Below are 16,098 nucleotides of genomic sequence, written 5' to 3' on the forward strand. Positions count from 1 at the left end.
CCCAACTTGGGACGCCCCCGGTCCGTGAGACACCGCCACGGTGGACTCACCGTCGAGGACGACGGGCCGTTCGGACATCTGGTGTTCAACTCCGGGAAACGGCCGCGTCCCCGCGGACCCGTTGCACCCCAAGGAGTGGTATGGACACGCTCATCAACATCGACAACGGTGGAACCCTCACCGACATCTGCGTATGGGACGGCGCCGGCTTCACCTTCACCAAGACCCTCACCACGCCCCACGACCTCTCCGAATGTCTCTTCGCCGGTGTGGAGAAGGCGTCAGCGGCCTTGTACGGCACGCCCGACACCGAGCGGCTGCTGCATGACACCCAGCACATCCGGTACTCCACCACCCAGGGGACGAACGCGCTCGTCGAGAGGCGCGGTCCCATGATCGGCATCCTGACGCCGCTGCCGGAACTGGCGGGGGCGATGCGAAGCACGCCCGCGCGGGAGGTCCTCTTCGCGGATCTCGTCGGCGACCGCGTCCTGACCGTCGACATGAACACCACCGATACGGCGGTCGAGTTCGAGGTCGTCCAGCAGATCAACCGGCTGGCGACGCTCGGGGCCGCCCGGGTGGTCGTCGCGGGCGGTGACCCGGACCAGGAGCGAACGCTGCGCAAGATCCTGCTCCGCAAGTTCCCCCGCCATCTGCTCGGCTCCATTCCGGTCATCTACAGCTGGGACCTCGCCGGTGACCGCGACAATGCCCGAAGGGCCTGGTCGTGCGTCATCAACTCCTTCCTGCACCCGACGATGGAGCGGTTCCTCTACGGGGCGGAGCGCCGCCTGAAGTCCTACAAGGTCCTCAATCCGCTGCTCGTCTACCGAAACGACGGTGCCTCCTCCCGCGTCGCCAAGTCCGTCGCGCTCAAGAGCTACTCCTCCGGCCCGCGCGGCGGGCTGGAGGGTACGGCGGCCCTGGCACGCGCCTACGGACTCGGCCACACCCTCATGATCGACATCGGTGGGACCACGACCGACGTGGGAGTCGTCGACGGTGAGCGGATCACCGCCGCCGAGCGGGGCTCTATCGAGGGCGTACCGATCTCGTACCCGATGAGCGGCATCCACTCCAGGGGTGTCGGCGGCTCCTCCGTCATCGCCGTCGAGGACGGGCGGATCACCGTCGGTCCGGCCTCCGTCGGGGCGGCCCCGGGACCTGCGTGCTTCGGCTTCGGCGGCCGCCGCGCGACCATCACCGACGTCAACCTGTTGCTCGGTGTCCTGGACCCGGACACCTACCTCGACGGAACCTTCCGGCTCGACGCGGAACGTGCGCGCGCGGTCGTCACCGAGACGATCGCCGAACCGCTCGGGATCGGTCTCGAAGAGGCTCTCATCCGTATGGAACAGGCCTACTTCGAGGCACTCTCCGCGTCCTTCGCTCACCTGGTGCGGGACGACACGACGCTGGCCGCGTTCGGCGGGGCCGGTCCGATGAGCGCGACAGGTGCGGCCCGCCCCGCCGGCATCCGGCAGGTACTCGTCCCGCGCACGGCGGCGGTGTTCTCCGCCTTCGGTATCTCCTTCTCCGACGTGTCCAAGACCTACGAGGTCGGTGTCCCGGAACCGACGACAAGCGCGACGCTCACCACCTACGAGGAACTCCTCGTACGGGCCGAACGAGACATGTTCCAGGAGGGCTACACCCTCGCCGGCTGCCGGTCGTCCTGGGAGCTCAGCGTCGACGCCGAGGACGGCACACCCGTGTCACGCGCGCCCTACGAGCGCGGTGAGCGGGCCGACCACCCCGGCCGCCGCGTATCGCTGCGCCTCACGGTCACCGCAGCGCTGCCGCACCCCGAGCTGCCTCCGCGGGAGGAACCCGCAGCACGGCCGGCCAGGGCATCGGGCACCCGTCCGGTACGGTCGGCGGCCGACCGGGTCGACGAGGTGCCCGTACACGTTCTGGCCGAACTCGAACCCGGGGACACAGCCGAGGGGCCGGCCATCGTCGAGGGCCCCTTCTTCACCGCGCGGGTCCTGGCCGGCTGGACGTTCCAGGTGACCTCGGCCGGCGACCTGCTGCTCCGCGACTCCCTCTGAATCCGCCCCCGCCTCAGCGAAGGAGGGCTCCCATGCGAGTCCCCATGACCGAGTACCTCGTCATCGACCTCGACACGGAGCGGTGGGTCTGCCGGGTCTGCGCCCAGGACATGGGCAGCGCACACGGCAACTACAAGGAGGGCACCCTCGTCCACAACCGGGACCCCCGCGAGATCCACCAGCCGGTCATCGACCCCGAGCAGTACGAGTTCACCTTCTCCCCCGATCCCGCCTACTGCCGGATTCTGGAGTACTACTGCCCCGGCTGTGGGACCCAGATCGAGGCCGAGTACCTCCCGCCCGGCCACCCCCCGACGGTCGACATGCTCATCGATGTCGCCGCGCTGCGGGCGCAGTGGGAGCAACTGGGTGTGGACGCGGAGGAGGTCCACAACTACGGCCCCGGCGAGGACGCCCAGAAGCACACTGCGGCGCTCCGGGCCATCGGCCACATCCGCTGATGCCCGTCGGTACAGCACCGCGACCCGTCCGACCCCGCGCGCGCCACGAGAATCCCCGGGAGCAATCTTGAAACGCATTTCAGTCGACATCGGAGGCACGTTCACCGACTGCTTCTTCGTCTGGGACGAGACGTACATCGAGGCGAAGGCCCTCACCACACATCACAATCTCGCCCTCGGCTTCAACGAGGCCCTCGATTTGGCCTGCGAGCGGGCCGGCCTCGACCGGAGCACCGTCCTCAAGGAGGTCGACTCGGTCCGGTACGCCACGACCCTCGGCACCAACGCACTCATCGAACGCAAGGGCCCCAAGGTCGCCGCGATCGTCACCCACGGCTTCGAGGACACCATCCCGCTGTCCCGGGGACGGGGATACGGCGAAGGCCTCGACTACTCGATGCAGCAGAACCTGCCTGCGGCCGAACGCCCGGAGCCGATCGTGCCGCGACACATGATCCGCTCGGTCAGGGAGCGCATCAACTCGGCGGGCCGGATCGTCGCCCCTCTCGACGCGGAGGACGTGCGCACCGTCGTGCGGGAACTCGTCGACGCCGGTGCGGAGGCGCTCGTCATCTCCCTGGTCAACGCGACCGAGAACCCGGTCCACGAGCTGGCGATCCAGGAAATCCTGCTGGAGGAGTTCCCCGCCCACGAGCTGGGGGCCATCCCCGTCCTCCTGGGCCACCAGGTATCGGGCCGCAAGGGCGAGTACGTCCGGGCGACTTCGACGATCATCGACGCCTTTCTGCACGAGATCATGTTCCACGCGCTCTCGCAGCTGTCCAACAACCTGCGCGACTCCGGCTACGACAGGCCGATGCTGGTCATCCACAACTCCGGCGGCATGGCGCAGATGAACTCGACCGATTCCCTTCAGACCATCCACTCGGGCCCGATCGCCGGGGTCGGTGCGGCCGAGCACCTGTCTGGAGAGACCGGGCTCGGGCACGTCATCTCCACCGACATGGGCGGCACGTCCTTCGATATCGGCCTGGTGCCGGAGGGCGGCGTCAAGCACTACGACTTCCTTCCCACCATCGACCGCTGGCTCGTCTCGGTGCCCATGGTCCACCTGGACACCCTCGGCGCCGGCGGGGGGTCGATCGCCAGCTACGACCGCATCCACGACTCCATCAAGATCGGCCCGGAGTCGGCGGGGTCCAACCCGGGACCGGCCTGTTACGACCGGGGCGGGCTGCGGCCGACCGTCACGGACGCCGACCTGCTCCTGGGCTATCTCGACCCGGACAACTACGCCAACGGGTACATCAAGCTGAACCCGAAGCGCTCGCGGTTCGCTGTCGAGGAGACGCTCTGCGATGTCCTCGACATGGAGGTCTCCGACGTGGCTCGGGCCATCAAGGACGGCGTGGACGAACAGATGGCGATCGGCATCGGCAAGGAACTGCGGGTCCGCGGCTATCTGCCGGAGGACTTCACGATGCTGGCGTACGGCGGCAACGGTCCGCTCCACGCATGCGGAGTCGCCCGGCACGCGGGCATCAAGCGGGTGCTGGCTCCGCCGTTCTCCTCGGTGTTCTCGGCGTGCGGGGCGGGGAACATGAAGCAGCTCCACTTCCACGAACGCGGCGTGCACGTCACCCTGTACAACCCGACGACGCGCCGTCTCTACGACGACTACGCGGAGTTCAACTCCGTGGTCGAGGAGCTGGAGGCGCGGGGAAGGGAGGACCTCGTCCGACAGGGCTTCGCCGCCGAGGACGTGAAGCACCGCCTTGAGGTGGACATGCGTTACGGCAACCAGCTCCTCACCCAGGCGGTGGCGATGGAGGAGATCAGCCGCATGACCGGGGTGGGCGACGCGCTCGCCATGATCAAGACCTTCGGTGACGTCTACAGTCACCGCTTCGGCGCGTCGAGTGCCGCCCCGGAGGCCGGAATCCGGTGCAACACCATCCGGGTCGCCTCCTACGTGGACGGCGATGTCGTGGGCTTCGACTCCCTGGAGACCGGTGGGAAGCGCACCGTCCCGGCCGCGGCCGGGACGCGCCGGGCCGCGTTCATCGGCCACGGCGGGCTGACCGACACCCCGGTCTACGACCAGAGCGCGCTCACCCACGAGCACGTCGTACCCGGCCCGGCGATCGTCACCACCGAGAACACGACGTACCTCGTCGAACCCGGCTGGCGGCTCGAACCCACACGCCAGGGCGCGGTGTGGTTCCTCCAGGACTGACCCCCAAGACCGCCGACCGGACACGTGAGACTGAAGGAGCCCCCTGAGATGACCAGCATTGACGACAGGCCGACAGCGCCCCTGACCCCCCAGGAGCAGGAGTGGGTCGACGCCTTCATGGACGAAACGACGCTCTTTCTGGGCCCCGACCCGGAGATCATGCGTGACCACAGCATCACGCCCCGCTCTGCGCACGAGGAGCGGGCGATCTCTGCGGGCGTCGACCGGCTCCAGGTCGAACGCATCCGCAAGCGCATCGCCGGAGCCCTCGACGAGGGCTATGAGATGTGTGAGGCACAGGGCGCCGCGCCGGGCGCGAAATGGGGCGACCTGACAACCGCGATCTACACCGCGGCGGGCGATGTCTCCTACCTGTCCTGCCACGGGGTCATCGCGTTCAGCGCGATCCTGCACCACCCGATCCGGTACATCATGAAGTACTGGAAGGACGAGCCGACGGTGGGCATCCACGAGGGCGACGGGTTCATCCACAACGACGCCCGGTTCGGCAACATCCACAACACCGACCAGTCGATGATCATGCCGGTCATCCGCAACGGAGAAATCATCGCCTGGGTCGCGGCCACCATCCACGAGGGCGAGAACGGCGCCTGCGAGCCGGGCGGTATGCCGTCCGGCTCGGAGACGGCCTTCGACGACGGGCTGCGCATGAGCCCGTTCAAGATCGTGGAGCGCGGCCGGCTCCGCCGGGACCTGCTCACCTTCCTCCAGCACTCGGTGCGCGACCCGAAACTCCAGCTCGCCGACCTCAAGGTGAAGATCACCGCCGTCCGCAAGATCATGGACCGCGTCGACAGGCTCATCGACGAGGTGGGCGTGGACTCGTTCGTCGCGGCGCTGCGCACCACGGTCGAGGACGTGGACACCGAGGTGCGTCGTCGCATCGGGGAACTCCCCGACGGCACGTACCGGTTCGACCAGTTCATGGACTCGACCCTGAAGGAGAACATCCTCATCAAGTTTGCCTGCGAGATCACGGTCAAGGGCGAGAAGATGACCGTCGATCTGCGTGGTACCGGCCCGGAGATCCTCAACCGCGCCATGAACAGCCCGCTCTGCTCGGTGAAGTCGATGATGATGCAGGCGATCCTCGCCTTCTGGTGGCCCGATCTCCCGCGCTGTACCTCGGCGATGAGCTGCATCGAGATCATCTCGGACGAGGGAACCTGGGCCGACGCCTCATACGACGCCCCCATGGGGCAGTCCCTCCAGGCGTCGTTCCGCGGCTTCTCCGCGATGCAGGCGCTCTACAGCCGCATGGCCTTCTCCACACCGAAGAAGTACAGCAACACCGTGGCGAACTGGTTCAACCAGATCAACACCTTCCTGTGGGGCGGGGTCACCCAGCACGGCGACATGGTCGGCAACCTCTGCGCCGACCTCAACGGCATGCCGGGCGGCGCCAAGCCCTTCCGGGACGGCGAGGACGCGATCTCCCCGCTGTTCTGCGCGATGGCCGACACCGCCGAGCAGGAAGTCATGGAGGAGGAGGTCCCCTTCATGCAACTCGTGTCCAAGCGCCTGGTACGCGACAACATGGGTTACGGCAAGTTCACCGGCGGCATGGGCTACGAGATGATCGTGGCCGCCGAGGGCACTCCGCAGTGGGGCTTCATGACGGTGACCTCCGGGGCCAAGTTCTCCTCCGTCTACGGCATGTACGGCGGCTACGGCTGCGGTACACATCCACTGGCCATGGTCAAGGGCACCAACGTCTACGAGCACATCAGGCGTGACCCGTCGAAGTTCGATCTCTCCATGGAGAAGGTCATGAACGAGCGGCCCTTCGAGGACGGCCGCTACTCCACCCACCACATGGGTCTCCAGTTCGACATCGCCAAGGACGGCGAGCTGTACATGATCAGCCAGGGGGCCGGCGGCGGATACGGCGACCCGCTGGAACGGCTTCCCGAGTCGGTCGTCAAGGACGTCGAGCTGGGCCGCATCGGCCAGAAGGCGGCCGAAGAAATCTTCGGAGTGCGTTATGACCCGCGGACCTTCCGTCTCGATGCAGAGGGAACACGTGCCGCGCGCGACGCCGCACGCGCGGCACGGATCGAACGGGGCAGGCCCTACGCCGAATTCTGCGCCGAGTTCGTCAGGCCCGAGCCACCCGAGGACCTCCTCTACTACGGCTCGTGGGGCTCGGACACCGACGACATCACCGCCACCGTTTTCACCAACGACGGCCCCCAGCGGGTGGCGGGCCCGCTGAAGGAACTCCCGATCGTCATGGTCCCCGACCGCCGCGAGGTCAAGATCGCCGCGCTTGAGGCACGGGTCCACGAGCTGGAAGCCCGGCACGGGGAGAACGTGAAGCGCCTCGCCTGAGCCGCGCGGCACACGGGGCGGGGCCGCCGGCCCCGCCCCGTAACCCTCCACCGAACTGTCCAGGAGCACGTATGCCTTCCTCTCTCCGGTCCCTCGCCTCGGCCCCACCGAGCGGCGCCGCCCGGCCGCTGCTCGTCGATCCCGACGCCTACGCCACAGCCGTGCTCCGCCAGGGGGCACCGATCCCCTGGGGCGACCTGGCCGCGCTCACCGGTCATGCCGGCCAGGTCCACTCCCTCCTCGACCCCGACGCCGTATGGGTGGATGTCGAGGCCCTGCTCCGCGCCCGCCTCGCCACCGAACCCGCCGCCGTCGCCGCGATGAGGGAACGGTCGCGCACCGGCTACGCCCTGCGTTCCCTGCTCGGCGACAAGTCCGGTGCGGACCTCGTCCGCACCGCGGTCCGCACCCTCTCCGACGCCACCCGGCGTCCGGCCGTCCTCGCCGTACCGTCCCCCGCACGCTGGCTCGGCCGGGCACACGCGCTGGCCGGCACCCCGCTCACGGACGTGGACGAGGACCACGCCGACAGCGCCTCCATGTACATAGCCGAGTGGCTCGGCAAGCTGGGCTCCCTTCCCGTCGCGCTGGTCCTGCTCGACGCCACGGCCGCCGGCGACGACCCCGCCACCACGGTCACGGAGACCCTCGGCGCCTACACGTCCCTCACCAACGTGGTCAGCCACTTCGAGTGGGCCATCGCCCTGCGCGACGGAGACGCGGTGGACGTCCCCGCCGGCGAACCGGAGATCGCCGTCGTACCCACGGCGTACTGGACGAAGGACACCGAGCCGCCCGCGGCCGATGTCCTGCTGACGGCCATTCCCCCGACGGCGACGCCGGAGGACGTACTCGACCGGCGCGCCCGGCTGAGGTGAGGGAGACATCATGGACAAGGTCATCACCAGCGCCGACGAGGCCGTCGCACGGGCCTCGGACGGCATGATGCTCGCCTCGGGCGGCTTCGGGGTCTGCGGCATCCCCGCCCAGCTCCTGCGCGCCCTCGCCCGGCACGGTTGCGGGGACCTCACCGTCGTCTCCAACAACTGCGGCATTCCCGGCGTCGGCAACTCCCTGCTTCTGGAAAACCACCGCATCCGCCGCCTCATCGCCTCCTACGTCGGGGAGAACAAGGAGCTGACGCGCCAGTACCTCACAGGCGAGGTCGAGATCGAACTCACGCCACAGGGCACCCTCGCCGAGCGCCTGCGCGCAGGCGGGGCCGGCATCCCCGCCTTCTACACCCGCACCGGTGTCGGCACCCAGGTGGCCCTCGGCGGACTGCCCGTCAGATACACCTCCGACGGGGCCGTCGCCGTCGCCTCCGCCCCCAAAACCACCGAGACCTTCGTCTGGGACGGCGAGGAGCACCTCTTCGTCCGCGAGGAGGCCCTGCGCCCCGATGTCGCGCTCGTACGGGCCTGGAAGGGCGACCGGCACGGCAACCTCGTCTTCCGCAAGGCCGCCCGCAACTTCAACCCGCTCTGTGCCATGGCCGCCCGGTGGACCGCTGCCGAGGTCGAACACCTCGTGGAACCGGGCGAGATCGACCCCGACGAGGTCCACCTGCCGGGGATATACGTCGACCGGGTTCTCCCCCTCACCGCCGAACAGGCCGTCGACAAGGGCGTGGAGCGGCGAACGACGCAGCCGCGCCACGCCACTACCACGCACGGCGAAGGAGCCCTCTGATGGCGCGCACCCGTGAGGAGATGGCAAGCCGGGCAGCCGCCGAGCTCCGGGACGGCGACTATGTGAACCTGGGCATCGGACTGCCGACTCTCGTCCCCCAGCACGTCCCCGAAAGTGTTCACCTCGTGCTCCAGTCCGAGAACGGCATTCTCGGCCTCGGCCCGTACCCGGTCGAAGGAGAGGAAGACCCCGACCTCATCAACGCCGGAAAGGAGACAGTCACCACGACGGCGGGCGCGAGCTTCTTCGACTCCGCCACCAGCTTCGGCATGATCCGGTCGGGCAGAATCGATGCGGCGGTCCTCGGCGCCATGCAGGTGAGCGCGCGCGGCGACCTGAGCAACTGGGTCGTCCCCGGCAGACTCGTCAAAGGCATGGGCGGTGCCATGGACCTCGTTCACGGCGCGCGCCGCGTCATCGTCCTCATGGAACACGTCGCCAAGGACGGCAGCCCGAAGATTCTCCGCGAGAACACCCTCCCCCTCACCGGAGAACGCGTCGTGGACCGCATCATCACCGACCTCGCGGTCATCGATGTCACCCCCCGCGGCCTCCGCCTCGTCGAGTGCGCCCCCGGAGTGCACCCGGAGCAGGTCCGCGCCCTCTCGGACGCCCCTATAGAACTGGCCTGACGCCGAAACCACCGTTCCCCACCCTCCAACAGCTTTCGGCAGCCCCCTCCCCGGCCTCCGAGGGTTCGCGAACCGCACCGGCGCCGTCGCTGCATGACGCCCTGCCGAAGGACACCGTGGCCATGCCACGTGACAGTGACGACGAGTTCCCTGGTCCGCTTCTCGGGGCGCCGCCTGGTTGGGCCAGCTATCCGCCCACTGCATGCGCGGCAGCGGGTGGAGAGGTCCTCGGAGGCCACCACCAGAGCCTGCCCGCCACCGCGGCCGCGCAGAGACCACACGGCGTGGACCAGGCCATGGGCGCCGCCCCCTTCGCTCCGCCTGCTTCCACCACATGCTGGTCCTCACCCATACCCCGCTCAAGCCCCTCACCAACGCCCCCGGTGACATGTACCCAGTTCCGCGAGCGCCACAGAAGGGGCACCCTAAAGCTCGCTGCCCCCGGGGGTGTGCCTGTTCGAATCCGGCTCCAGGCACCACCACACCCACGGATCGAATCGGCTTGACGATGACGGCCGAGTTTCGCCGCGCCCGCCTCTCGCGCCACGCTGTGGGCCGAGCAGTCCAGGCGGGGCTGCCGCTGGTCGAGGTCGATGGCGGATGACGCGGAGGCCAAGGTCGGCCACTGAGTAGCTCAGCGGGGGGTGCGGTCCGTCGGGGGTGGCCAGGTCCAGCCAGCAGGCGAGGTAGTGCCAGCCCTCGGCGGTGGGCAGGTAGGTGATGTCGCCGACCAGCTTGGTCCCAGGACGCTCGGCATGGAAGTGGCAGCCGATCAGGTCCGGGGCCGGCTTCGCCTTCGCGTCCGGCCGGGTCAGTGTGCGCTGGTTGCGGCGGGTGACGCCGCGGATGTCACGCTCACCCATGACGCGGGCGACGCGCTTGCGGTTCACTCGCCGCCCCAGGCGGCGCAGTTCGGCGTGGATACGCGGGAGGCCATAGGTCTTGCGGGAAGCGACGTGCAGCAGGGTGATCTTGTGCGCGAGCGCGTCGTCGGCTGCCCGGCGGGCCTGGCGGGCAGCCTCGCCCTCACGCCAGGCGTAGTAGGAGGAGCGGGCCACGTGCAGCACCCGGCACAGCATCATGACCGGATAGTTCGCCTTCTCCGCGTGGATCAACCGGTGCAACTCGCTCACCGGTCGTTGTCCTTCACGAGGAAGGCCGTCGCTTTTTTCAGGATCTCGATCGTCTGCTGCTGCTCGCGGCTCTCCTTGCGCAGCCGGCGCAGTTCGTCACGCTCGGTGCTGGTCAGCTCGCCTGGGGCGTCCTCGCCCTGGCGGTACCAGCCGCGCAAGGACTCCGAGCTGATGCCGAGTTCCCGGGCGACCGCGGTGACCGTCTTGCCAGAGGAGTCGACGAGCGCGATCGCGTACCGCTTGAATTCCTCGGTGTACCGGCTTCGTGTACTTGCTTCCCACCTAGTGCTACTTCCTCTGGAACCTCAAGGTCCCAGACTCCGGGTGGCCACGATCAAGGGGAAGCCTCAATGTGGAACTCGCCCCGCCGCGGCGACAGCTCCAGTTCCGGACCGGGGCGGTGGACTGGTACTCGATCTCGGCGGACGGCTCTCGCTTGAACATCACATCACCTCATGCATGTATTCTGCATGCATCTACTGTGGAAGGTGTGAGGGACACTGAGGCGAAGCGCCGAGCCGGCACGAGGGAGCGAACAGGTGGTAGCCGAATGGTGGGTCCGGATTGCGGCGAAGTCCGCAGGGATTGATCCGGGACTCGCCCGGTGGCGCGCCGCGTGGGCGGCCACCGTGAGCCTCGGGGGTGCGCTGGTCGCCGAGTACTTCTTGGCACCGCTGTTCTTCGCAGGGCGTGGCGCGATGACTGCCATGCTGATTGGCGGGGTGGCCGCCATGCAGGGCTCCGCAGCCGTTCTCCAGCCCACGGTGCGGGAGCGGGTGCGCTTCGCGCTGTGGCAGCCGGTCGCTGCGGCCACCGGACTGGTCACGGCCGTGCTCGTCCGCGAGTGCAGCGGATTCGCAGGACAGATGGTGGTGTGTGTCCTGGTGACCTTCGTGGCCGTGGTCATCAGAAGATTTGGTGCTCCCTACGCGATTCTGGGACTTCTGGGCTGGGCCGGCTACTACATGGCCACGGTCTTTCGTCCGGTCCCGGCGGATCTGCCATACCTGCTCTGGGCCGAGCTCATCGCGGGGGCGTGCACAGGCCTGCTCTCTCTGACGGTATTCCGACACCGGCCACGAGCCTCACTCGGGCACGCCGTGCGTGGCTGGCACGCACAGGCCGAAGCGGCTCTGCGCTGCGCGGTCGGCGTGTTGGAGGCTCCCGGCGAGCGTCGGCGTGCCGGGCTTCGGCGACACTACGCGCGCCTGAGCGGCACAGCCCTGACCGTCGAGGGCTGGCTCGCCCACCCGACCGCGGCCTCGGGCGCGGCGCATGCCGCGTCCATCCGGCGCGAGCTCCTGGAGAGCCAGCACTCGATCGACGTGATGGTGGGCTCGGTGCTAGCCCTGTCCGAGGAAGCGGACGCTTCCCTGCCATCAGGTGGTTCCGGGAGGGAATGGGCTCGTGCGCGGGCTGTCGGAATGCTGCGTCCGCTCACCCGCGGTGACCATGCCGCCGCCCGCGAGGAAGCGCTCCTGGCGATGGCTCGGCCGCCAGACGTGCAGGCGCCGCCGGTCGCGAGCGGCGGCGAGCCGGATGTCCCCAGTGCGCAAGAGGCCGGGGCCTTCGACCGGCCGACGGAGGAGGCTGCCGAGGATGTACGGCGCCTGGCCGGAGCGGTCGTCGCCTTCGCCGACTCCGGCCGGAACTGGCACGTCATGGGGACGGCTCAGGACGGCGAGTGCCCGGATGCCGGGGATTTTGCGCCGGTCGTCGTCGTAGGCGCCGCGGGCGCCCTGCCCGGCGTGGCAGGCACGATGGCGGTGGCCATGCCTGACGGCCCACAAGCCGAGGGGGCGAGGACGCTAGGCCTGCCGACGCGCTATGCGATACAGGCCGCGCTGGCTGTGGGGCTGGCGATCGTTCTGGGATACCTGGTATCGCCGGAGCAGTACTTCTGGTCGATCATCACCGTGTTCATCATTCTGCTGGGGCCGACCACCCGGTCGCAGATCCTGGTCAAGGGCGTCCAGCGGGCGGTCGGCACACTGCTCGGCTGCCTGGCCGCCATACCCCTGGCCGCTCTCCTGCACGGCGGCCCCGCGCCGGTGATCTGCGTCGTGTTGGTGAGCTGTCTGCTGGGGCACTACCTGACGTCCCTTTCGTACGCCTATCTCGCCTTCTTCATCACCGTCAGCCTGTTCCAGCTCTATGACCTGATGCACCAGTACGAACCTTCCCTCGTCCCTGTGCGTCTCACGGAGACCCTGCTCGGGACGGTGATCACCATCGCTGTGACCGCACTGATACTCCCCGTCCGAGCACATAACACTGTCGCGCTGGAGCGCGCCGGGGCGTTCCACGCCATCGGTGAGCTCCTCGACGAACTCGCCACGACGAACAAATCGCGGGGCAGCGGTTCCACGGAACTGCACGCGAAAGCCCGCGCAGTGGACGACAGCACTCGGCGGCTGGCCGCCGCCCTGGCGATGCGCCCGTCCTGGACCCGGCCTTCGCGAGCGCGCGTACGATCCGAGATCAACCAGCACCGGGTGCTCGCCACGCGGCTGCGGGAGCTGTCGGTCTCCGCTGAGCGCGGCCGTGGCGTCCCTTCGGCGACGCGGGCGCGGGTACTGCGCGGTCTCGCCCACACGGCGCGGACCACCGGCTCTCGGTCCGCCCCGATGACGAGGTCCGTGGTACCGGGGCACCAGCAGCACGAACCCGTCGCATCGGTGCGCCGGCTGCTGGATGCCCTGCCGCCCGCCCACGCGGCTGCGGCCACGCCGACCGGGGGCGCCGCGGGCGAAGGCCCCCTCCCATAGGGGTCGCGGCCATGACCCCGCCGGGCGATGGGTCGGCCCGTGTTCACGCGCAGGTCCACCTCCTGTGGCTCTGTACGCAGTTCACCGCCCGACCATCGCTCGGGCTTCATGCCTCGGACCAGCCACTCTTGGGCCCCGCTTCCGGAACGGCGGGCTCAGCCCCCCGGAGTCCTGACCAGAACGAACCCGCAGTCCCACGCTCGGTCGCTCCGCTCGCTGCGTTGTCCTGACGTCGGACCGTGCTATTCGCGGAGCGTTCGCACGGCTACGCGGGGAGGGATTTCGGCCATGGCCGAGCCCGCTGCGGCAGGTCGGATGATCCGCGACAGCAGCCATGACTCCCGGATAAACTGCGGCTGAAAATCACCATTACTGCGTGGCCGGACCAGGCCGCGCTTCTGCCCCGAGGCACGGCGCCCGGCCTTGGCGCGCCTCTACCGGGAGCGGCTGGTAGACCTGTAGCCCGACGAGAGGGTACTGATGGCGACACCGTCGGAGGGTGATGACCGGGAGCAGGCCCATGGCCTTCAGCGGCGCCGGGAGATCGTGACCGCAGTCCAGCGCCTGCTTGTCGAGTGGGGCAGCCCGGACAAGTTGACCATGCGTGCGGTCGCCAAGGAGGTGGGGATCTCCGCTCCGAGTATCTACCTCCACTTCGCGGACAAGAGCGAACTGGTGTGGGCGGCCCTCGCCGACAGATACGAGGAACTCGTCGCGCAGATGACGGCCGCTACCGACGATGCGCCGGAGCCGCGCGCCCGCCTACAGGCGCAGGCGCGGGCCTATTGCTTGTTCGCGCTCAACAATGCGGGCCATTATCAACTCATGTTCGAGGTGCGACAGCCGACGGTCGCACCATCGAAAATCAGCCATCATCCAGCTCGGCACGTTTCGGCCAGTCTCCGGGCCGGGATCCGCCAGTGCCAGAATTCCGGATACATCGTCACCCAGCCCGTCGAGCAAGCCGCCCAGACTCTGTGGGCCGGACTGCACGGCACGGTCTCGCTTCATCACAGTTTCTACCGGGGCGAGTCGTCCGAGGCGCTCGTACTGCTCCTGGCCGACGGGCTCATCGACTCACTCGTCACCAGCGCACCCGGCTCACGCCCAGGTCACGAGGGTGCGGCCGAAACGGCGGCGTCCCGCCATATCCGCGAGATACTCGCCCCTGCCGACCCCTCCGGTCCGGACGCATAACACAGATTCACCCCTCGGCCCCGCAGCGGCACGAGCCACACCTGATTCACCGTTCGCGCACAGATAATCCACTCCAACTTCCCTTTAGCGCTTATTGCTTGTTCCTCCTTTCATTCGGGAGTACAGTCGCGACTGAACTTAGTTAGGTGCCTAGGGCAACTACATCCGGGTGCTTGGCCACGTCGCCCCGAAGGGCTCGACGGAGGAAGATTTCCATGCAGATTTCCATCGACTTCGACAAATGCTGCGGTGCCGGCCAATGTGTCCTCGCCGCACCCGATGTCTTCGACCAGAGGGACGACGACGGCATCGTGGTCCTTCTGGACGCCGACCCGCCCGCCGACCAGGCGGACAATGTCCGGCAGGCAGCGGCGGTCTGTCCTGCCGCCGTGATCCAGGTGAACGAATGAGCAACATCTTGCCGCGCACCGTCGTCGTCGTGGGCGCCTCCGCCGCCGGACTGACCGCCGCGGAGAGCCTGCGACGCCAGGGATACGCCGATCGGCTCGTTCTGGTGGGTGAGGAGACGCATCTGCCCTACGACCGGCCGCCGTTGTCGAAACAGCTGCTGTCCGGAGAGTGGGAGACCGACCGGCTGTCGCTGCGCACACCCGAGGCCGTCGCGGAACTCGGCCTCGACCTGCGTCTCGGCTCACGTGCTGTCAGCCTCGACACGCATGCCCACGAGGTCACCCTCGACGACGGTTCTCCTGTGCGCTACGACGCTCTCGTGGTGGCCACCGGCACCCGCGCCAGGCGTCTGCCCGGCGCCGAGGGGCTGGCGAACGTGCACGTGCTGCGCACGCTGGAGGACGCAGTCGCCCTGCGGGCGGACCTGGCCGCCCTACCGCACCTGGTGGTCGTGGGGGGTGGTTTCGTAGGCGCCGAGGCCGCCGCGGTCGCCCGTCGGCTGGGCTGTGAGGTCACCCTGGTCACCGACACCGCGCAGCCCATGGGGGACGCTCTCGGTGACGAACTGGGCGCCATGCTTCGCGCGGTGCACGCCGAGAACGGTGTGAACGTCATAACCGGTTCACGGGTGGAGCGACTGCGCACGGAGTCCGGCCGGGCCACCGGCGTACAACTCGTCGACGGCAGTGTCATCGACGCGCAGTCCGTTCTCGTGGGCATCGGCGCTCGGCCGAACACCGAGTGGCTCGTCGGCAGCGGACTCACTGTCACCGACGGTGTGGTGTGCGACGCCATGCTCCAGGCCGCCCCGGGGGTCTGGGCGGCAGGCGATGTCGCGGCCTGGCCCCACCCTCTGACCGGGCAGCCCGCACGGATCGAGCACCGCACGAACGCGGGCGAGCAGGGGTTGGCCGTGGCTCGCAGCATCCTTCTCGGCCCGGATCGGGCCACCACATTCGAATCCGTCCCCTATGTATGGAGCGACCAGTACGACCTGAAGATCCAGGTCTACGGCCGTACCCGGGAGGCGGATGAGGTACATGTCGTCGAGGGCAGTACGGACGAGCGCAGGCTGATCGCGCTCTATGGCAGGGCAGGCCGCGTGTGCGCAGCGGTCGGCGTCAACATGGTGCGTTCCCTGCGGGGATACCGCCCACAGGTGGCCGAAGGGGCCGCCCTCACCTTGGGGAGCGTCGCATGA

General features: G+C 68.6%; 12 protein-coding genes and 1 pseudogene. 11 read left to right on the forward strand and 2 right to left on the reverse strand.

Features of this window, described 5'->3' with window-relative positions:
• Positions 1-140 precede the first annotated feature (140 nt).
• The 7 genes from RLT58_RS05460 (at position 141) to RLT58_RS05490 (ending at position 9,388) form a co-directional block, all read left to right on the forward strand.
• Entirely contained in the window at positions 141-2,054 is a 1,914-nt protein-coding gene (locus RLT58_RS05460; protein WP_311309251.1) for a hydantoinase/oxoprolinase family protein, read from the forward strand.
• A gap of 32 nt (positions 2,055-2,086) precedes the next feature.
• Positions 2,087-2,515: an acetone carboxylase subunit gamma gene (locus RLT58_RS05465; protein WP_311301643.1), complete on the forward strand. Its 429-nt coding sequence runs from the start codon at positions 2,087-2,089 to the stop codon at positions 2,513-2,515.
• Between the two features lie 67 nt (positions 2,516-2,582).
• The gene (locus RLT58_RS05470) at positions 2,583-4,712 is read left to right on the forward strand and encodes a hydantoinase/oxoprolinase family protein (protein ID WP_311309252.1); all 2,130 of its coding nucleotides are present in this window, start codon (positions 2,583-2,585) and stop codon (positions 4,710-4,712) included.
• 48 nt (positions 4,713-4,760) lie between these two features.
• A complete protein-coding gene (locus RLT58_RS05475) occupies positions 4,761-7,064 on the forward strand; it encodes a hydantoinase B/oxoprolinase family protein (RefSeq protein WP_311309253.1) in 2,304 nt (767 codons plus the stop codon).
• A gap of 71 nt (positions 7,065-7,135) precedes the next feature.
• Complete coding sequence (locus RLT58_RS05480) at positions 7,136-7,942, forward strand: hypothetical protein (protein WP_311309254.1); 807 nt, start codon at positions 7,136-7,138, stop codon at positions 7,940-7,942.
• A gap of 10 nt (positions 7,943-7,952) precedes the next feature.
• Positions 7,953-8,756 carry a CoA transferase subunit A gene (locus RLT58_RS05485; RefSeq protein ID WP_311309255.1) on the forward strand — a complete coding sequence of 268 codons (804 nt, stop codon included), beginning with the start codon at positions 7,953-7,955 and terminating at the stop codon, positions 8,754-8,756.
• Positions 8,756-9,388 carry a 3-oxoacid CoA-transferase subunit B gene (locus tag RLT58_RS05490; protein WP_311309256.1) on the forward strand — a complete coding sequence of 211 codons (633 nt, stop codon included), beginning with the start codon at positions 8,756-8,758 and terminating at the stop codon, positions 9,386-9,388. Before RLT58_RS05485 ends, RLT58_RS05490 begins: the two co-directional genes overlap by 1 nt.
• 425 nt (positions 9,389-9,813) lie before the next feature.
• On the opposite strand, the gene RLT58_RS05495 is transcribed toward RLT58_RS05490, so the two are convergent.
• The gene (locus RLT58_RS05495) at positions 9,814-10,521 is read right to left on the reverse strand and encodes an IS3 family transposase (RefSeq protein ID WP_311309257.1); all 708 of its coding nucleotides are present in this window, start codon (positions 10,519-10,521) and stop codon (positions 9,814-9,816) included.
• A pseudogene (locus RLT58_RS05500) lies at positions 10,518-10,778 on the reverse strand (transposase); the annotation flags it as partial. The pseudogene RLT58_RS05500 and the gene RLT58_RS05495, both read right to left, overlap by 4 nt.
• A 282-nt stretch (positions 10,779-11,060) precedes the next feature.
• Here RLT58_RS05500 and RLT58_RS05505 point away from each other — a divergent pair.
• The 4 genes from RLT58_RS05505 (at position 11,061) to RLT58_RS05520 (ending at position 16,098) form a co-directional block, all read left to right on the forward strand.
• The gene (locus RLT58_RS05505) at positions 11,061-13,289 is read left to right on the forward strand and encodes an FUSC family protein (protein WP_311309258.1); all 2,229 of its coding nucleotides are present in this window, start codon (positions 11,061-11,063) and stop codon (positions 13,287-13,289) included.
• Between the two features lie 546 nt (positions 13,290-13,835).
• Positions 13,836-14,486 (forward strand): TetR/AcrR family transcriptional regulator, encoded by a 651-nt coding sequence (locus RLT58_RS05510; protein WP_311309259.1) that lies wholly within the window; start codon positions 13,836-13,838, stop codon positions 14,484-14,486.
• A 215-nt stretch (positions 14,487-14,701) separates the two neighbouring features.
• A complete protein-coding gene (locus RLT58_RS05515) occupies positions 14,702-14,896 on the forward strand; it encodes a ferredoxin (protein ID WP_311302278.1) in 195 nt (64 codons plus the stop codon).
• The gene (locus tag RLT58_RS05520; protein WP_311309260.1) at positions 14,893-16,098 is read left to right on the forward strand and encodes an NAD(P)/FAD-dependent oxidoreductase; all 1,206 of its coding nucleotides are present in this window, start codon (positions 14,893-14,895) and stop codon (positions 16,096-16,098) included. The genes RLT58_RS05515 and RLT58_RS05520 overlap by 4 nt, the downstream gene beginning before the upstream one ends.

The organism is Streptomyces sp. ITFR-16, from assembly GCF_031844705.1.
GTDB lineage: Bacteria > Actinomycetota > Actinomycetes > Streptomycetales > Streptomycetaceae > Streptomyces.